Origin of the sequence: Sphingomicrobium clamense (genome assembly GCF_019264355.1) — a bacterium.
Lineage (GTDB): Bacteria > Pseudomonadota > Alphaproteobacteria > Sphingomonadales > Sphingomonadaceae > Sphingomicrobium > Sphingomicrobium clamense.
In genome coordinates this window covers 1,420,293-1,439,556 of the sequence record NZ_JAHVAH010000001.1, presented here as the reverse complement: position 1 = coordinate 1,439,556, position 19,264 = coordinate 1,420,293, and the positions used below count along the sequence as shown (strand labels likewise).

General features: G+C 62.6%; 14 protein-coding genes and 2 tRNA genes. 12 read left to right on the top strand and 4 right to left on the bottom strand.

Annotated features, from left to right (window positions below):
- Positions 1-34 precede the first annotated feature (34 nt).
- The 5 genes from dusB (at position 35) to hflX (ending at position 6,471) form a co-directional block, all read left to right on the top strand.
- The gene (gene dusB, locus KTQ36_RS07405) at positions 35-1,033 is read left to right on the top strand and encodes a tRNA dihydrouridine synthase DusB (RefSeq protein ID WP_218633054.1); all 999 of its coding nucleotides are present in this window, start codon (positions 35-37) and stop codon (positions 1,031-1,033) included.
- A gap of 61 nt (positions 1,034-1,094) precedes the next feature.
- Positions 1,095-3,356, top strand: coding sequence for a sensor histidine kinase NtrY-like (locus KTQ36_RS07400; RefSeq protein ID WP_218633053.1), 2,262 nt, complete (start codon positions 1,095-1,097; stop codon positions 3,354-3,356).
- Positions 3,356-4,735: a nitrogen assimilation response regulator NtrX gene (gene ntrX / locus KTQ36_RS07395; RefSeq protein ID WP_218633052.1), complete on the top strand. Its 1,380-nt coding sequence runs from the start codon at positions 3,356-3,358 to the stop codon at positions 4,733-4,735. The genes KTQ36_RS07400 and ntrX overlap by 1 nt, the downstream gene beginning before the upstream one ends.
- A 15-nt stretch (positions 4,736-4,750) precedes the next feature.
- Complete coding sequence (gene hfq, locus KTQ36_RS07390) at positions 4,751-5,182, top strand: RNA chaperone Hfq (RefSeq protein ID WP_255554424.1); 432 nt, start codon at positions 4,751-4,753, stop codon at positions 5,180-5,182.
- Positions 5,179-6,471 (top strand): GTPase HflX, encoded by a 1,293-nt coding sequence (gene hflX, locus KTQ36_RS07385; RefSeq protein WP_218633870.1) that lies wholly within the window; start codon positions 5,179-5,181, stop codon positions 6,469-6,471. Before hfq ends, hflX begins: the two co-directional genes overlap by 4 nt.
- Here the strand turns inward: hflX and mazG are convergent.
- Positions 6,459-7,202: a nucleoside triphosphate pyrophosphohydrolase gene (mazG, locus tag KTQ36_RS07380; protein WP_218633050.1), complete on the bottom strand. Its 744-nt coding sequence runs from the start codon at positions 7,200-7,202 to the stop codon at positions 6,459-6,461. The genes hflX and mazG overlap by 13 nt on opposite strands.
- Positions 7,203-7,267: 65 nt before the next feature.
- Between mazG and KTQ36_RS07375 the strand changes: the two genes are divergently transcribed.
- From KTQ36_RS07375 to KTQ36_RS07355, 5 genes are all read left to right on the top strand, one after another.
- Entirely contained in the window at positions 7,268-8,518 is a 1,251-nt protein-coding gene (locus KTQ36_RS07375) for a DUF819 family protein (protein ID WP_345777682.1), read from the top strand.
- Between the two features lie 375 nt (positions 8,519-8,893).
- Positions 8,894-9,967, top strand: coding sequence for a PA0069 family radical SAM protein (locus KTQ36_RS07370; RefSeq protein ID WP_218633049.1), 1,074 nt, complete (start codon positions 8,894-8,896; stop codon positions 9,965-9,967).
- A 55-nt stretch (positions 9,968-10,022) separates the two neighbouring features.
- Complete coding sequence (locus KTQ36_RS07365) at positions 10,023-11,390, top strand: M28 family peptidase (protein ID WP_218633048.1); 1,368 nt, start codon at positions 10,023-10,025, stop codon at positions 11,388-11,390.
- Positions 11,391-11,430: 40 nt separating this feature from the next.
- Positions 11,431-11,507 (top strand) — tRNA-Pro (locus KTQ36_RS07360).
- A gap of 43 nt (positions 11,508-11,550) precedes the next feature.
- Positions 11,551-12,249: a sulfotransferase family 2 domain-containing protein gene (locus tag KTQ36_RS07355; RefSeq protein WP_218633047.1), complete on the top strand. Its 699-nt coding sequence runs from the start codon at positions 11,551-11,553 to the stop codon at positions 12,247-12,249.
- Between the two features lie 5 nt (positions 12,250-12,254).
- On the opposite strand, the gene KTQ36_RS07350 is transcribed toward KTQ36_RS07355, so the two are convergent.
- From KTQ36_RS07350 to KTQ36_RS07340, 3 genes are all read right to left on the bottom strand, one after another.
- Positions 12,255-12,331: transfer RNA gene (locus KTQ36_RS07350), tRNA-Ile, on the bottom strand.
- 43 nt (positions 12,332-12,374) lie between these two features.
- Complete coding sequence (locus tag KTQ36_RS07345) at positions 12,375-13,949, bottom strand: sensor histidine kinase (protein ID WP_218633046.1); 1,575 nt, start codon at positions 13,947-13,949, stop codon at positions 12,375-12,377.
- Positions 13,950-14,139: 190 nt separating this feature from the next.
- On the bottom strand, positions 14,140-15,366 hold the full coding sequence (locus KTQ36_RS07340; protein WP_218633045.1) for a tetratricopeptide repeat protein: 1,227 nt from the start codon (positions 15,364-15,366) through the stop codon (positions 14,140-14,142).
- Between the two features lie 171 nt (positions 15,367-15,537).
- On the opposite strand from KTQ36_RS07340, the gene KTQ36_RS07335 reads away from it, so the two are divergent.
- Positions 15,538-16,302: a YaaA family protein gene (locus KTQ36_RS07335; protein ID WP_218633044.1), complete on the top strand. Its 765-nt coding sequence runs from the start codon at positions 15,538-15,540 to the stop codon at positions 16,300-16,302.
- Between the two features lie 144 nt (positions 16,303-16,446).
- A complete protein-coding gene (gyrA, locus tag KTQ36_RS07330) occupies positions 16,447-19,236 on the top strand; it encodes a DNA gyrase subunit A (protein WP_218633043.1) in 2,790 nt (929 codons plus the stop codon).
- Positions 19,237-19,264: the final 28 nt, after the last annotated feature.

The window sequence follows — 19,264 nt, the reverse complement described above, 5'->3', positions numbered from 1 at the left end:
ACCGAAAGCGCTTTTTCTCTAAAGGCGCGCCATCATGGCAGCAGTGAAGCCCATCCACATCGGTCCGATCGAGATCGCCGACCCCGTCATCCTCGCCCCGATGACGGGCGTGACGGACGTGCCGTTCCGCAAGATCGTCAAGCGCTATGGCGCCGGCCTGACCGTCAGCGAGATGATCGCGAGCGAGGCGATGATCCGCGAAACGCGCCAGAGTCTGCAGAAGTCGACCTGGGATCCGAGCGAGGAGCCGGTGTCGCTGCAACTCGCCGGATGCGAGCCCGAGCGCATGGCCGAAGCCGCCAAGCTCAACGAGGATAAGGGCGCGGCGATCATCGATATCAACATGGGCTGCCCCGTGAAGAAGGTCGTGAACGGTTATGCCGGCAGCCACCTGATGCGCGACCTCAAGCTGGCCGGTTCGCTGATTGAAGCGACGGTCAAGGCGGTGAGTGTGCCGGTGACGGTCAAGATGCGCATGGGCTGGTGCCACGACAGCCTGAACGCGCCGGAGCTTGCCAGGATCGCTGAAGATCTCGGCGCGCAGATGATCACGGTGCACGGGCGCACGCGCAACCAGATGTACAAGGGAAGCGCCGACTGGGCCTTCATTCGTTCGGTCAAGGAAGCGACGTCGCTGCCCGTCATCGCCAATGGCGATATCAACAGCGTCGAGGATGCGCACGAAGCGCTCGCGCAGTCGGGTGCCGACGGCGTGATGGTCGGTCGCGGCGCCTACGGTAAACCTTGGCTGCTGGGCCAGGTCATCGCCTCATTGAAGGGCGAGGGGGCCAAGCCCGATCCCTCGATGGACGAGCAGCTCGACGTCATCCTCGAGCAGTATCGCGACATGCAGTCGCTTTACGGTCGGGTCACGGGCGTCAATCTCGCGCGTAAGCATATCGGTTGGTACACGAAGGGCCTCAACGGCTCGGCGGAATTCCGCAATCGGGTCAATCAGGAAGAGGATCCCGACGTCGTGATGCAGATGTTGCGCGACTTTTACGCGCCCCTACTGACTCGCGACGCCGCCTGATCTGCGCCATCGCAACATGTGTGTTTTTTAGGCAACGCTTCCGTGCTACGGCGTTGCCCGCATGGACGCAGCCACACCCGAGTCTGACCTGACCGCGGCCACCGAACCGCAGGACAAGAAGTCGCGTCGCTTCGACATCATCACTTGGGTGATCGCGGGCATTCTCGTGCTCACGCTCGGCTATGCCGCGGACATGTTGCTCCACGAACATGCGCCGGGCGAATTGCTCACGCCATTCATGATCGCGGCACTCATGGTGGCAAGCCTGCTGCCGGCGATCGCGCTGATGGTGCTGCTCTCGCGCAAGATCGCGCATCGTCGCGCCTTGCGCGAAGGGCTGGGGACGGGGCGTCTCCATACAAAGCTCGTCGCGCTATTCTCGGTCATTGCGGCGGTGCCCACAGTGATCGTGGCAATCTTCGCATCACTGCTGATCCAGGCAGGTCTCGAATTCTGGTTCTCGGACAGCGCGCGCGGCATGTTGTCGGATACGGTCGAGATCGTCGACGGTGTCCTTATCGACGAGCAGACGGACGTCGCCGAGGAGGCCGAATATATGGCCTACGACCTTGCCCGGCACCTTGAGTCCATGGACGTGCGCAGTGACACGTTCGCCGAGGAAGTCCGCTACCAGACCTACGTTCGCGAGCTGCAACATTCGGCGGTCCTGAGGATCGAGGGAAGCGGCGAGGTCGAAACGCTCGTCGCCGCCAATGACGGGCAAGGGGCGATTAGTAATCAGGCATTGTTCGAGGCCGCGCAGCAGCGTGGCGAAGCCGAAGTCATCGGCCTCGACAGCATCAACCAGATCGCCTTCCTGACGCAGATTCCAAACGTCGAGAATGGCTATGTGCTCGCGATCCGCGAACTCGATCCGCGATTGCGCGAAAAGATCGACCAGGCCGACGCGGTGCGTCAGGCCTATGACGACATTCTCGAGCGCTCGCGCACCAATCAGCTGCAATTCAACGCTGCGTTATTCTTCGGATCGATCATCATCGTCGCGCTGGCCATCGCCGCAGCGCTGGCGCTTGCCGACCGGCTTGCGCGGCCCGTGGGGCGTCTCGTCGAAGCGGCGGGCAGGGTCGAGGAGGGTGACTTCTCCGCGCGTGTTCCCGAGGAACCCGACGGCCAGGCTGACGAGATTGCGACGCTGTCGGTTGCCTTCAACCGCATGACCGGTCGGATCGAGGAACAGACCGGAGCATTGCTCGCCGCCAATACGCAGCTCGATACGCGGCGCGCCTTTATCGAAGCCGTGCTCTCGTCTGTGACCGCGGGCGTGATCGCGATCGACGAAGACGACCGCATCCTGCTCACCAATCGCTCGGCTGCAGTCTTGCTGGGTGACACCGAGGCGGGGCTCGAGGGCAAGAAACTGGCGACTCTATCGCCCGAGCTCGAGGAATTCATGGAAGGCGAGGCGGGCGAGGCCAATGTGACCCTACCCGCCGACACCGGCCCGCGAACGCTCGCGATCAAGCGCGTGCGCTACGCCGATGGCGCGGTGCTGACCTTCGACGATATCACCGACCAGCTGTCCGATCAGCGGCGAGCGGCCTGGTCCGACATTGCGCGACGCATCGCGCACGAGATTAAAAACCCGCTCACCCCGATCCAGCTTGCGGCCGAACGCTTGCAGCGCCGCTATGGCGATACGGTTCCCAAGGAAGACGACACGTTCGAGCGGCTGACCGGCACCATCGTGCGCCAAGTCGGCGATTTGCGTCGCATGGTCGATGAATTCTCCAACTTTGCGCGGATGCCCAAGCCGCAATTCCGTGACGAGAACATCCACGATATCGCGCGCGCTGCGCTCTTCCTGCACGAGGTGGCGCATCCCGGCGTGACCTTCACGATCGAGCCTGCCCATGCCGACATTCGCCTCGTGTGCGATCGACGTCAGATGGCTCAGGCGCTCACCAATATCGTCAAGAACGCGGTCGAGGCGATCGAGGGACGGCGCAAAAATGGCGACGAACATCCCGAAGGCGACCGGATCGACCTGCGCATCGAGCAGGGTGACGGCGATCTCGTCATTCACCTGTTCGACACGGGCACCGGCCTTCCCGAGGATCGCCAACGCCTGACCGAACCGTACATGACGACGCGTGTGCGCGGCACCGGCCTCGGCCTCGCGATCGTCAAGAAGATTGTCGAGGAGCATCTGGGCGATATCGCGTTCCTCGACCGGCCGGAGGGAGGCACCCACGTGCGCATCCACCTGCCCAAGGACCGCCTGGCCGAGATGGCCGATGGAGGGCCCGCCGATCCGCTGACCAAGCGGGGTGACGATGACGAATATGATGAGGATATGAGCTGATGCCGCTGGAAGTACTGGTCGTCGACGACGAAGCCGATATCCGCGAACTCGTGGCTGGCGTGCTGGAGGATGAGGGCTACCAGGTCCGCACTGCAGGCAGCTCAAAGACCGCGCTCGACGAGATCGAGCAGCGCCGTCCGCAACTCGCCCTGCTCGATGTCTGGTTGCAGGGGTCCGAGATGGACGGGCTGCAACTGCTCGAAGAGATCAAGCGCCGCGACGCGACGCTGCCCTGCATCATGATTTCGGGTCACGGCAATCTCGACACCGCGGTGGCCGCGGTGCGGGCCGGCGCGGTCGATTTCATCGAAAAGCCGTTCGAAGCGGAGAAACTGCTCCACCTGGTCGCGCGCGCCACCGAAACCGATCGACTGCGCCGCGAGAATGAGGAGTTGCGTCAGCAGGCCGGGCAGGAAGACCAGCTCGAAGGCACTTCCGCCGCCATCAACGGCGTGCGCGCGACGTTGAAACGCGTGGCGCCCACCGGCAGCCGCGTGATGATCACCGGGCCTGCCGGTGTCGGCAAGGAGATTGCCGCGCGGATGATCCATCGCTGGAGCCCGCGGGCGCAGGCGCCGTTCGTGACCGTGTCCTCGGCGATGATGGACCCCGATCGCGTCGAAGAGGAATTGTTCGGGACAGAAGTCGACGGCACTGCGCGGCCGGGCCTTCTTGAACAGGCGCATGGCGGTACGCTGTTCCTCGACGAGATTGCCGACATGCCGCTTACGACGCAGGCGAAGATCCTGCGTGTCCTTACCGATCAGAGCTACCCGCGGGTCGGTGGGCAACGGCCGGTCAAGGTCGACGTGCGCGTGCTGTCGGCGACCGCCAAGGACTTGCAGGAAGAAATCGAAGCGGGCCGGTTCCGTGAAGATCTTTATTACCGGCTCAACGTCGTCCCGGTCTCGATCCCGCCATTGTCGGACAGGCGCGAGGACATTGCCGTGCTTGCCGATCATTTCCTCGCGCGGTTTGCCGCCGAACGGCGCATTGCCGCACCCAGTCTATCAGAAGAGGCACTCGCGGCGCTTCAGTCACATGACTGGCCTGGCAACGTGCGCCAGCTGCGCAATATCATCGAGCGCACGATGATCCTCACGCCGGGCGACCGTGTGCAGCGCATCGACGTCGACCTGCTGCCGGCCGAAGTCACCAGCGCCGAGGGTGGGGAGGGTACCAGCCCGCAGGTGGCGATGATGGGCAGCCCGCTGCGTGAAGCGCGCGAGAATTTCGAGCGCGAATATCTCCGCATCCAAATCCGTCGCTTTTCGGGCAACATCAGCCGGACGGCGACGTTTATCGGCATGGAACGTTCGGCTCTCCATCGGAAACTCAAGGCGCTCGGGATCACCGAAAAGCGCGACGAGAAAAAATAAGGCGCTGACGCAATAATGCCCGACAAGCCACTGGACTTACAGAATAAAATGCTCAATCACTGCCGTCGCGAAGGCGTGGCGGTGAGCATTTATTTGCTCAAGGGCGTCCGCTTGCAAGGGACGATTGGCGGCTTCGACCCTTATGTCATGACGCTCAAACGCGACGGGCAGGAGCAGCTGATCTACAAGCATGGCATCGCGACGCTCACCGCCCGGATCGATGCCGAGCTACTCGACGGTAGTGGAGCGAGCGGGGAGGGGATGCAGCAGGCCTTCCTCGACCGTGCGGTGGGTCAGGCTGTGGATGCCTTCCTGCTGAGCGGAGTGCGATTGAACGGCAAGTTGGTGGCGCATGATCGCTACACGGTCATCCTCGACGGTGGCGATGGAGAGCTGCAGCTAATCTACAAGCATGCGCTCTCAAGCCTTTCAGGAGCACGACGCTGAGCGTTTTTAATCGCGATGAAGAGGGGGCAGGCGGCGCTCGCGCGATGATCGTCGTGCCGGTCGTCGACGGTCAGCCGCAGTCGCGGTCCGCCGACGCACGCGCGGAGGAGGCGACGGGTCTCGCCGCCGCCATCGGCATTGAGGTCGCCGAAACGATCACCTTTCGCGTACGAGTGCTCAAGCCTTCGACCCTGATCGGTGGCGGCCAGGTGGACGAACTTGCCGCGCGCGTCGAGGACCTTTCGGCAGAGCTCGTCATCGTCGACGCGGCGATGACGCCGGTGCAGCAGAAGACGATGGAAGAGCGCACCGGGCGCAAGGTCATCGACCGTACCGGGCTGATCCTCGAGATTTTCGGCGAACGGGCGGCGACCGCCGAAGGGCGGCTGCAGGTCGAACTCGCGCATCTCGATTACCAGGCCGGCCGCCTCGTGCGCACCTGGACCCACCTCGAGCGCCAGCGCGGTGGTTTCGGCTTCCTTGGCGGGCCTGGCGAAACGCAGATCGAAGCCGACCGGCGCATGATCCGTGATCGCATGGCCAAGATCCGCAAGGAGCTGGAGCAAGTGAAGAAGACGCGCGCACTCCACCGCGAACGGCGGCAACGCGCGCCGTGGCCGGTGGTCGCGCTGGTCGGCTATACCAATGCCGGCAAGTCTACGCTGTTCAACCGTCTGGCGCGCGCTGAGGTTATGGCCAAGGACCTGCTCTTCGCGACACTCGACCCGACCATGCGGCAGATCCGGGTGCCCGGGCACGACAAGGTCATCCTGTCCGACACGGTCGGGTTCGTGTCGGACCTGCCCACGCAATTGGTCGCTGCTTTCCGCGCGACGCTCGAAGAAGTCGCGAGCGCCGACCTTATCCTCCACGTGCGCGACATTGCGCACGAAGACAGCGAAGCCCAGCGCGCCGACGTCGAACAGGTGCTCAAAGAGTTGGGGCTGGAAGGAGAGGGGGCTCCGCCTCAGTTGGAGGTTTGGAACAAGCTCGACCTACTCCACGGCGACGAACGGCGTGCGGTGCTGGGCGAGGCAGAGCGACGCGACGATGTGGTGACGGTCAGCGCGCTATCGGGCGAAGGCCTTGACGGGCTGCGCGAGCGAATCGGCGAGTGGCTCGACCCCGAAACACACGTTCATGAACTTGAGATTCCCGCGTCGGATGGCGGCGCGATCGCGTGGCTCTACCAGCATGGAAAGGTGCAGTCGTCCGAAACTCGTGGCGAGATGATGCATATCACGGTGGAGTTGACCCCCGACAACTGGGCGAGGTTTCAGTCGCGCTGACCTTTTTCAGCGACCCAGAGCGCTTCCTGTTCATCGAGGCTCATATCGGTAAAGCCGGGCGTTTTCTCGATCGCGCGGAAGCGGCTCTCAAACTTGCGATTGGCTTTGCGTAGAGCTTCTTCGGCATCGACCTTCAGAAAGCGTGCGAGGTTGACGACCGCGAAGAGCAGATCGCCGACCTCTTCTTCGCGCTCCGCGTCCGTTTCTGCGCGATCGATCTCGTCCAATTCCTCGGCAATCTTGTCTCTGGGGCCGTCGATCGTCGGCCAATCGAACCCGGTGCGCGCGGCGCGTTTCTGCAATTTTTGCGCGCGTTCGAGCGCGGGGAGGGCAAGGGCGACGCCGGCAAGCTCGCTCTTGTCGGGATCCTTCTCTCGCTCGGCCGCCTTGATCTCTTCCCACAGATGATGCCCGCCGTCCTCGGCATCGCCAAAGATATGCGGATGGCGGCGCTCCATCTTGTCGCTGATCCGTTCGATGACGTCGTCGAGGGTGAAATGACCTTCTTCCTCCGCCATGCGCGCATGGAAGACGACCTGGAGCTGCAGGTCGCCCAGTTCGTCGGCCAGCGCGTCCATGTCCTCGCGCGCGATGGCGTCGGCGACCTCATAGGCCTCCTCGATCGTGTAGGGCGCGATGGTCGCGAAATTCTGCACGCTGTCCCATTCGCAACCGGTTTTGGGATCGCGCAGGCGGCGCATGATGGCGTCGAGGCGGGTGAGGTCGGTCATGACTTGCGGGTTCACAAGTCCCGCCCGCTGCGTCAAGGTCCGCGCAATCATTGAGGAGCGAATCTGTGGAAGAAGTGACGTCCAACGCCCTGATCACGAGCGACGCGATCCAGTTCGGTATTCTTGCCGCGATCCTCGGTCTTCTCTTCTACACGCGCAGCCTCGGCGGGAAGTGGGACAAGTTCTACACCTTCGTGCCCTTGATCCTGCTGGCCTATCTGATCCCGTCGCTTCTTAACACTTTCGGAATCATCTCTTCGGAAGGCTCGAACCTGTGGCAGGTCGCAAAGGATTATTTCCTGCCGGCGGCGCTCATCCTCCTGACGTTAGCCATCGATTTCAAAGCTATTCTTGGCCTCGGGCCGAAGGCGTTGATCATGTTCGTCACCGCGACGATCGGCATCGTCATCGGCGGGCCGCTTGCGGTGATGATTATCGGCTCGTTCAGCCCGGAAACCGTCTCGGCCGACGGAGCGGACGCGGCCTGGCGTGGCCTGTCCACGGTCGCGGGAAGCTGGATCGGGGGCGGTGCCAACCAGACCGCGATGCTCGAGCTCTACGGCTATCCGCAGGAACTGTTCGCCGCGATGGTCGCGGTCGACATCATCATTGCGGAAATCTGGATGATCTTTCTGCTCTATGGTGCTGGGAATCCCGAGCCGATCGACCGCTGGCTCAAGGCGGACGCCAGCGCGATCGAGCGTCTCAAGACCAAGATGGAGAATTATACGGCCGAACTGGAGCGCATTCCAACGACGCCCGACTTCATGCTGCTCGCTGGCGTAACCTTTGGCGGCGTAGCGCTCTCGCACCTCGTCGCGCAGCTGGTCGGTGGATGGGTCGGATCGATGCCAGGGATGGAAGATTCGATCCTCGCCAACAGCTTCTTCTGGATCGTGGTTACCGCGACGACCTTCGGGCTGACGGCCAGCTTCACCAGGCTGAGCCACCTGGAGGGCGCGGGCGCGTCGAAGATCGGGACGGTCTTCATCTTCCTGCTCGTTGCGATCATCGGGACGAAGATGGACATCATGGCGATCGCCGACGAACCCTTGCTATTCCTGCTTGGCGGCATCTGGATGCTGATCCACGTCATCCTGCTGTTCATCGTCGCCAAATTGATCCGCGCGCCATTTTTCTTCGTCGCTGTGGGCTCGAAAGCCAATGTCGGCGGTGCCGCATCGGCGCCGGTTCTGGCCGCGGCATTCCATCCCGCGCTCGCGTCGGTAGGCGTGCTGCTAGCGGTGCTCGGCTACGCGCTGGGTACGTACGGTGCGATCCTGACAGCCGAGATGATGCGCGCCGTTTCGTTTTAGATTTGCATCGCTGGACGAGGCTGGGGCCTTTGCTACACGCCGAAATGCGTCGATCTATAAGTCGGATAATATGTATTATGTAAAATGAAAAGCTAGATGATCTCCGGAATTGTGCCCTTTTTGCCCCGGGCTTCTTTGTTTCCTGGCCGTCAGGCTACTTCCGGTGCCGTGCAACATTATCCCGCGTCCAAGCTACGGATCACTATCTTCGGCCGAATGGAACTCGCTTCCCGAACTATTCCAGTGGCACAAGGCAGAAAGCATCATAAAACAGGATGTTACCGCTTTAGATGTGAGAATTCGCCGTAGCTTCGTTGTCGGTCCGTCGGCAAAAATGTTCTGGTAATGTTCCCCTCCTCGGGGTAATTAGGAATGATGCCGATCGATTCCATTCATGGGCGCGGTGCGACGCGCAATGACGTTTCCGGACGCTTCAACATGCTCGGGCGCGAGATGGATGGGGATTGGCTCGACGCAATGAACGAGATCGACGGCACGCCCCCTCCCCGGCGCACGACCGTGACCGTCGAGCGCGCGAAGTCGATCCTGACGCGAAACCAGAGCCCCGACATCGGGTTCGATCGGTCCGTGAACCCTTATCGAGGCTGCGAACATGGGTGCATCTATTGCTTCGCAAGGCCCACGCACGCCTACCACGACCTTTCGCCAGGCGTTGATTTCGAGAGCCGGCTGTTCGTCAAGCCTGATGCTGCGCAGTTGCTCGACGAGGCGCTATCGAAAAAGGGCTACGAGCCCGCGCCGATTGCGCTGGGTACCAACACGGATCCCTACCAACCGATCGAGAAGGATTGGGAGGTGACCCGATCGGTCCTGGCACTGCTGCTCGAACGCAAGCATCCTTTCACGATCACGACCAAATCGGATCGGGTGCTGCGAGACCTCGACATTATCGCGCCCGCGGCGAAGCTTGGGCTTGCGGCGGTCGCGATTTCCGTCACTTCGCTTGACCCCAAAGTTCATCGGACGCTCGAACCGCGCGCACCCGCGCCACGCAAGCGTGTCGAAGCAATCAAGGCGCTCAGCGAGGCGGACGTGCCGACCCATCTGTCCATCTCGCCGGTCGTGCCGCACATCACCGACATGGAAATGGAGGCGATCCTGGAGGCCGGTGCGGACGCGGGCGCACGCGGCGCTTTCTTTCTGCCGGTGCGCTTGCCGCACGAGGTCGCACCTTTGTTCAAGGCGTGGCTGGAGACACATTACCCGGATCGAGCAGGCAAGGTGATGGCTACGATCCGCGACTTGCGTGGAGGCCGGGACAACGATCCACGGTTTTACAGCCGCCTGAGAGGCGAAGGCGTTTGGGCTCAGCTCTACAGAACGCGTTTCGAGAAGGCGGCGCGCGCCCACGGGCTTGCACGGTCGAAGTTTCGACTGCGCACCGACCTTTTCACGCCTCGTCAGGGCGCACAGTTGCGGTTGCTCTAATCCATTCGACCAACGGGTCGTGACAGGGTGGCGATCAGCCGCTAGCCCTTCGTGCATGACAAAATCTTTCCTCGCGCGCGCCGCGCTCCTCGCTTCCGCTCCCCTCCTCCTTGCCTCGGCCCAGCCGATGATGATGCCGCCGGTGGACGACAAGGTCGCCGAGCTTCGCGATGCGGCGCTCGACGACGAAATGGCTTGGGATATCTTGGAGACGCTGACGACCGAGATTGGACCGCGCCTGGGCGGTACGCCTGCCGAAGCGCGGGCACGTGCGTGGTCGGTAGAGCGGCTCACGGCGATGGGCTTTTCCAACGTCCGCGTTGAGGAATTCCAGATGGACACGTGGGTGCGCGGTGAAGAGCGCGCCTCGATCGTTGCGCCGTTCCCGCAGGACCTCGTCGTCACCGCGCTCGGCAATTCGGGGTCGACCAACGGCGAACTGACTGCGGAAGTGGTCGGCTATGACAATTTCTGGGACTTTGCCGCCGCTCCTGCCGAGGATGTCGCTGGCAAGATCGTCTATATCTCGCACGCCATGCCGGCCAATCAGGACGGTTCGGGCTATGGTGCTTACGGCGTAGGCCGCTTTGTCGGGCCCAACATGGCGGCACAGCGCGGCGCAGCGGCCATCCTCGTCAAGTCGATCGGCACCGATCACAACCGCACGCCACATACCGGGAACACCAATTTCCAGGATGGCGTCACGCCGATCCCCGCAGGTGCGCTTTCCGTCCCCGATGGAGAACAGCTGGAGCGTGTGCTCGAGCGCGGGCGCCCCGTCACGATCTCGCTGACCCTCACCTCGCGCCGGATCGGCATGCAAACTTCGGGCAACGTCATTGCCGAGGTTCCGGGACGCGATCCTGATGCGAAGAAGGTACTCGTCGCCTGCCATCTCGACAGCTGGGACAATTCGCCGGGGGTATTCGATGACGGCGCGGGTTGCGCGATCGTCGCCTCTGCCGCCAAACGGATCATGGATGCGGGAACGCCCGCACGCACGATCCAAGTCGTCTGGTTCGGCGCCGAGGAAGTCGGCATCCACGGCGGCGCGGACTTCGCAGAGCGTCACAATGGCACCGACTATCATCTTGTAGCAGAAAGCGATTTTGGAGCCGATCGTATCTGGAAAATCGACACCAATCTTGGCGAGGACCGCAAGGCCGAAACCGATGCACTTCGCGCTGCGCTCTATCCGCTCGGTATCGTGCCGGGCAGCTACGAGGCGGCCGGTGGTGCCGATATCGGGCCGCTGATGCGCGAAGGCGCGCCCGGTATCGGCTTGCGTCAGGACGGCACGCGCTATTTCGACCTTCACCACACCTCGAACGATACGCTCGACAAGGTCGACCCGGCACAGCTTAAGCAGAATGTCGCGGCATGGACCGCCATGCTCGCGGTGGCTGCGGGTCCGGTCGAATAGGGTTGGACCCTCGCCCCTCTTTGGGTAAGGGGGCGGACGTCGGGGAGTGGCGCAGCCTGGTAGCGCATCTGCTTTGGGAGCAGAGGGTCGCAGGTTCGAATCCTGTCTCCCCGACCATGTCGATTGCAACGCTAAAGCAATCGGCTTCAGGGGCGTCATTATGATCATCAGTCATCGTCATCGCTTCATCTTCATCAAGACAATGAAGACCGCTGGCACGAGCGTGGAAATGGCGCTTTCGAAGCATTGCGGCCCGGATGACGTCATCACGGCCATCTCCGATGCCGACGAGAAAGATCGGGAGCGACTGGGCTACCCCGGTGCCCAGAACGAGCTCATTCCACAGACCAACAAAGACCGCAGCCTGGGTCGCCAGCGACGATTTTTTAATCACATGGCGGCAACTGCGGTCCGGGCGAATGTCCCGCGTGACGTTTGGAACGACTATTTCAAGTTCACGGTCGAACGAAACCCGTTTGACAAGGCCGTGAGCCACTATTTCTGGGCGACGAAGAACCGAAGCGTGAGAAGGCGTCCGTCCGTCGACCGCTTCATTCAGGACTATGCGTCAGAGAAGCTGTCAAACTGGCCGCTATACACCGACGACGACCGGATCATCCTCGACGATGTCATCCGTTACGAGGAACTAGAGGAAGGCCTGAGAGCCGTCAGCGAGCGTCTCGGGATCGCCATCGAAGTCGATGGGCTGGACGCGAAAGGATCGATCCGGCCGGCCGATACGCATTATTCGAACCGCCTGCTCGATGGCGGACGACGTCGCGTGGAAATCGTCTGCGCCAGGGAGCTGGCCTATTTCGGCTATCGCTGGGAAAGCGACGATCAGGGATTTACGAAGTAAGCTGATGGTAGGCCCGGCAGGACTTGAACCTGCAACCTAACCGTTATGAGCGGTCAGCTCTAACCAATTGAGCTACGGGCCCCCGGGCAGTGCCATTGCCCCGACGCGCCCTCCGATGCAAGCACTCAGGGCTTCGCGACGGGAAGGTGGACGACGATGCGGTCCGGCTCGATCGCCAGTTCGCCCCCCGCAATGCGCACCAATCCCCGCACGAGACGCAGCGAGAAGCCGAAGCCGAGCAAGGCTGGCCCCTGCCCTGATATCGTCAGGGCGGGATCCAGCAATTTCTGGGCCGACAGCCCTTTCAGTGCGGCTGGTCGAGCGATCCGCAACTGGCAATGCGATCCGGTCCGCGCTCCCTCGACGAACAACGTTTCGCCGTCCTCGAGCGTCTCGAGGACAGCGCCGAAGAGCCGCCGCACCAGTCGCTCTGCCAGCCCCTCGTTGAGCCGGCACTGATGGTCGTCTTCCGGGAAATTCGCGACGATGCGGACGCCCCTGCGCTCCGCAATCGGACGGATTGCGCTCATGGCCCGCTCAATCACCGACCTGATATCGGCGTCGGGATCGGGGCCCTCCCCCTTAGCGCGATCAGCTTGCTCGCGCGCTGCGAAGTCGAGGTCTTCGATCGCGCCCAGCAGGATGCGGGCCTGCGCCACGATTTCGGCGGCGCGCTCGCGGTAACCACGGTGCGCCGGACCCAGATATTGGCCGTCGATAATCTCGGCAAAGCCGATAATGGCGTTGAGCGGCGTCTTGATCTCGTGGACCAGCTCGCGCAGCGATTCTACATTGCGGGTAGTCGCGGGCTTGCGGGCACGCTGCTCGGGCACGGGCGGCTTGGGTAGGTCGTGGACCTCGGCATCGCTCGGTGCCGGTCGCGCAACGCCACGATATCCCAGGAAGCGCCCCGTCTCGGTATCGAACGCAGGCGTTCCGCTGAACAGATATTCCTGGCCCAGCGGCGCGAGGGTCAGGGGCAGCTTGGCAAACGGCTCGCGCTCGGTAAAGGCTTCGGCGAGTTGCCCGACCTCACTGGTGCTGGCGATGGACAGGCCGATCACTGCCCCGCGCGGGATACCCTCGACCCAGCCAATCTCTCCACTGGCATTGGTTTCCCACTGAAAGACGCCGTCTTCCGCAAACGGCTGCACGGGCCCCGCGGACTCTTGCGGTGCCGGCTTGTCAGGCTCGACGGCGGGCTCGACCGGCCACTCGGTCGCCTCCTCCGCTTGTTGGGTGGGTGCTGGGGGTTCGACCGGGTGGTCCAGCCGGGCAACGATGTCCGAGATGCCCAGCCGCTCCGCGTCGTCATCGACCCCCGGATTGAGGGTCACAAGAAACGCTTGCACTTCCGGATCGGCAATCTCGAGCAGTCGTTTCAACTGCGCCTTGCCCAGTTTCCTTCCGGCAAAGACGGGGGCGGCAACGGCAAGTTCATCCTCGGCGAAGACTTCGAGGAGTGGCAGCGCCAGCGATCGCCCCGCGATCGATCGAGCGGCGGCCGTCCGCACATCGCGCGAAACACGCTTTGCGTCCGCGCGAATGACGGCGAGCGCAGCGATGAACGGAGCGCCATGTTCGTCCTCGCGACCCGCCCTCGCCGCAAGCTCGACCAGCTGCCGCCAACGAACGGCACGATCATGCGCCCCCACCACAGGCAGGGTCAGCAAGGTCGCAAGGCGATCGTCGAACCGCATGGAAAGCCACTCGTCTCCGCATGGGGGAATCCCATTGGGTCCAGTCAGTGCCTGCGCTCGCGCGGGCGTGACAGGTAGCGACGGTTAACCTTCCCGTTTTGGGACAGGGGAAAAGCGCGGGAAACTGAATAAAAAGGGCGCCGATCTTCCGACCGGCGCCCTCATTGTCACGCAAATGGTTTGCGCAAGACTACATCTGGGTCTCGACCCAGGCGAGCCAGTAGGCTGCGGCATCGGCTTGCGCGCCGCTCACCTGGCTGAGCACTTCCTTGGCCGCGGCATAGTCGCCGCTACGGGCCAGCGTCATGCCGAGGCGCAGGTTGGCCAGATTGGCCTGCACGCCGCTCTTGCCCAGCGCCGCGCGATACAGCTCGGCAGCCTTCTGATACTCGCCATAGCCATAATAGGCGTCGGCCAACGTGATCGTCTTCTTGGGCTCGCTGCCCGAAAGAGCGCCCTGGAAGTCGGCATCGAGCGATTCACGGTCGCCCTTTGCCTGGTTCTCGGCCATGCTGATGATTTCGGTCACGATACGCTTGTTCATGTCGAACGCATTGGCCTGCTTGCCGGCATTGATGACGGCCATCGCTTCGCCCGGGAAACCAGCGCGGAGCAGCTCTTCGGCGTAAAGCAGGTAATCGCCTTCACTCTCGAGCGCGCCCGCGGCGAACTGGAGGCGCATAATGTCGAGCACCTTTGCGGGGTCGGCATCGTTGAAGCCCATGTAGATGCGCAGCGTGTCGCGCCAGTTGGACGCCGACGGGTAGTTGGTGACCCAGTTGCGAGTCAGACCGAAGACGGCCGGATTTTCGTTATCGTAGGCGAGCTTGACAGCGCGCTTGTACCACGACTCCTCGGCACCGCCGGCCGCTTCCGCTTGCGCGATGGCGTCAGTCAACAGCTTGATGCCTTCATCGACCTGGCCCTGCTCGGTGCGAACTTCGGCCAGTGCGATCAGCGCTTCGGCATTGTTCGGATCGGTATTGAGCGCCTTCTGGAGGACGTCCGCGGCACCGTCGTAATTCTCGTCGAACAGGCGGCGCTTGCCGACTTCGACGTAGACCTGGTTGAACTGGGGCTCCATCGCACCCATCGCGGCCAGCTTGTCGATCGGGTCGATCGCAGCTTCGTAATCTTCCATGTTGATCGCAGCGTTCAGGCGCAGCTTCTGGAGAATGATCTTGCCGTCATTGGTCTCGGTGTCGCTCTCGGCAGTCGCGACCAGAGCGGGCACATCGGCCCAGCGCTCTTCCTGAATGGCGGCCTGCAACGCAGCAAGGGCTTCCTGGCCCTTCTTCGACAGTTCGGGCGCCTTCTGTTCTTCATCCTGGGCCACAGCCGTGGTCACGGCAGCGGCGGGAGTGGTCATGCCCATGGCGGCTAGGCCGAGCGCAATCGCAGTCATCGGAAGCTTCATTACGTACTCTCCTGTGGGGTAAATTCGTTACGCGTGCGGGGACATAGCCCCTCGCGCCGCGCTTCGCCAGTCCATGTAGATGAAACGCGCTGAATGAGGATTGAATGGGTCGGTCAGACTAAGTGCAAAAAGCGTTTTGACGTGGGTGTTCGGGGCGGCTAGCCAACATGCATGTTGATCATCGTTTCGCCCGCAAAGTCGCTCGATCTCGAGAGCGATTATCCTGAAGAACCCACTGTCCCGCGTTTCGAGCGCGATGCGGCCAAGATCGCCCGCGCTGCCGATAAGCTGAGCGCTTCCGACCTCAAGGAGATCATGGGCATCTCGGACCAGCTCGCCGAGCTGAACAAAGAGCGCTACGACAAGTTTTTCAGCACCGAGACGCGTCCGGCGATCCGTACCTTTTCGGGTGACGTCTACCGTGGCTTCGATGTCGCGAGCGCCGAGCCCGAGGTGATCGACTATGCGCAGGACCATTTGCGCATTCTTTCCGGCCTCTATGGCATGCTTCGCCCGCTCGATCGCATGCGTCCCTATCGGCTCGAAATGGGTACGAGTTGGTCTCCAGAGCAAGGTGACAAGGGCAAGCTGACCGACCATTGGGGCGACAAGGTTGCCAAGGAGCTCCGCAAGCAGCTGCGCGAGGAAGGGTCGCATATCCTCCTCAATCTCGCGTCTAACGAATATTACGATGTGGTGCGCGGCAAGCTTCCGAAGAAAACCCGGATCGTCGCCCCTGACTTCCGCGTCGAGACCGCGAAGGGCCTGCAGTTCCAGAGCTTCGCTGCCAAGGTCGCACGCGGCGCTATGGCGCGCTGGGTGTGTGATACGCGGACCGAGGATGTCGATGGCCTTCAAGCGTTCGACCGCGACGGCTGGCGCTATCGCAAGGAAGGCAGCGAGCCGGACAAGCCGCTCTTCGTCCGCGAGGGTTGACGTAAACGTAAACCTCCGATCAGTTTCTGTGTAATTTGAGCTGCTTCTTGCTGGCCTCGCGCGCGCGTACGCGCTAGGCTGCGTGCATAGAGATTCGGCACGCGTCCTTGTGTCGAGTTCAGCCAACAAGATACAGGATTTTTCGTGGCCGACGAACCCACCGACACCCTTCCCGAACCCACCGACCATATCGCGCCGATCTCGATCGTCGACGAGATGAAAACCAGCTATCTCGATTACGCGATGAGCGTGATCGTGAGCCGCGCGTTGCCCGACATTCGCGACGGCCTGAAGCCGGTCCACCGCCGCATCCTCTACGCGGCGCAGGAAGGCGGCTTCGTCGCCGGGCGTCCTTATCGCAAGTCGGCGAAGATCGTCGGTGACGTCATGGGTAACTATCACCCGCACGGCGACAGCGCGATTTACGACGCGCTCGCGCGCATGACCCAGGACTGGTCAATGCGCGTCCCGCTGATCGACGGTCAGGGCAACTTCGGTTCGATGGACCCTGATCCGCCCGCCTCGATGCGTTACACCGAGGCGCGCCTCGCCAAGGTCGCGAACTTCCTGCTGCAGGACTTCGACAAGGAAACCGTCGCCTTTACGCCCAACTACGACGCGAGCCGTGAAGAGCCGCAGGTGCTGCCTGCCCGCTTCCCCAACCTGCTCGTCAACGGCGCGGGCGGCATCGCGGTCGGCATGGCGACCAACATCCCGCCACACAACCTCGGCGAGGTACTCGCCGCCTGCCGCGCCTATATCGAGGACCCTGCCGTCTCTTCCGAGGCGCTGATGGAGCATGTGAAGGGACCCGACTTCCCGACCGGCGCCCAGATCTTGGGCCAGAGCGGCATTCGCGCCGCCTACACCACGGGCCGCGGCTCGATGATGATGCGCGCCAAGGCGCATGTCGAAGAAGGCAAGAACGACAAGAAGGTCATCGTCCTTACCGAAATCCCCTTCCAGGTCGGCAAGTCTGGGCTGGTCGAGAAGATCGCCGAAGCCGCCAAAGACAAGCGTATCGAGGGCGTGTCCGACATTCGCGACGAGTCCAATCGCGAAGGCGTTCGCATCGCGATCGACCTCAAGCGCGACGCGACCCCCGAGGTCGTGCTCAACCAGTTGTGGCGTCATACGCCGGCGCAGACGAGCTTTGCCGCTAACATGCTCGCCATCCGTGGCGGGCGTCCGGAAATCCTCACCCTGCGCGACATCATCGAGAGCTTCGTCAAGTTCCGCGAAGAGGTCATCACCAACCGCTCGAAGTATGAGCTCGGCAAGGCACGCGAACGCGCCCACGTCTTGCTCGGCCTGGTCGTCGCAGTCACCAATCTCGACGAAGTCGTTGCGATGATCCGCGGCTCGTCGAGCCCCGCGGATGCCCGCGAGAAATTGCTCGCCAAGGAATGGGGTATCAAGGAAATCCTGCCCTATATCGAATTGGTCGAGGGCAAGGCCTCCGATCATGTCGGCGACGCCTACCGTCTCTCCGAACACCAGGTGAAAGCCATTCTCGAGCTGCGCCTCCATCGATTGACTCAGTTGGGCCGTGACGAGATTGGCGGTGAGCTCGAAGAGCTTTCGAAGACTATCGGCGAACTGCTTGAAATCCTGTCCAATCGTAAGCGCCTATACGAGGTCATGCTCGAGGAATTCGACGAGGTCGAAGAGCAGTTCGCGACCCCGCGCAAGACCGAACTCGCACCGGCCGTCGACGGGATCGAGGACGAAGACCTGATCGAAGTCGAGGACATGGTCGTCACCGTGACCCACACCGGCTACATCAAGCGCACCCCCCTCGCCCTCTTCCGCGCCCAGCGCCGTGGCGGCAAAGGCCGCGCCGGGATGTCGACCAAAGAGGAAGATGTCGTCACCAACCTGTTCGTGACCACCACGCACAATCCGGTGATGTTCTTCTCCTCGACCGGCCGCGTCTATCGCATGAAGGTGTGGAAGCTTCCCGAGGGCGGCCCCACCGCCAAGGGACGTCCGATGGTCAATATCCTCCCGCTCGCGGATGGAGAGACCATCACGACCGTCCTCCCCCTCCCCCAGGACGAGGAAGAATGGGCCGGCCTCAACATCATGTTCGCGACCGAGGGCGGCACCGTCCGCCGCAACTCGATGGATGCGTTCACCAACGTGCCCTCGAACGGCAAGATCGCGATGAAATTCGACGAGGATGAAGATGGCAATCCATCCGACAAGCTGATCGGTGTCGACCTCCTGACCGAGGATGACGACGTGCTGCTCGCCACCCGCAACGGCAAGGCGATCCGTTTCGCCGCCACCGTCGTGCGCGAGTTCACCGGTCGTGCGTCCAAGGGCGTGCGCGGGATCAAGCTGCTCGACGACGACAAGGTCATGTCCATGTCGATCCTCGGGTCGACCGGATCGAGCCGTGAAGAGCGCGAAGCCTATCTCAAGTCGCCCATCTGGCGGGATAATGAGGGCGCCGAGGGACTGACGTCAGAGCGCTATGCCGAACTGGTCGAGAAGGAACAGTTCCTGCTGACGGTGACCGAAAACGGCTACGGCAAGCGCACCTCGACCTTCGAATATCGCGTCACCAATCGCGGTGGTCAGGGCGTCGCCAACATCGTGACCAGCGAACGCAACGGCGCGGTCGTCGCAAGCTTCCCGGTCGATCAGGGCGAGCAGCTCATGCTGGTCACCAACCAGGGCAAGATCATCCGCACCACCGTGGGCGATATCCGCATCGCAGGCCGGAACACCCAAGGCGTCACCATCTTCAACGTGGCGGACGGTGAGAAGGTCGTCTCGGTCGCGCGGATCGATGAAGAAGAAGATGCCGAGAACGAGGCCGAGGAAATGGTCGAAGGCGACCTGCAGGGCGATGCCAAGACTGTCGACCCCACGCCGGACGGCGACACCGGCTCGGATGCCAAGGCGGGTCCTGAAGACGGCGAATAGCGGAACGGCTTGGGGCCTCCTCCCGTTG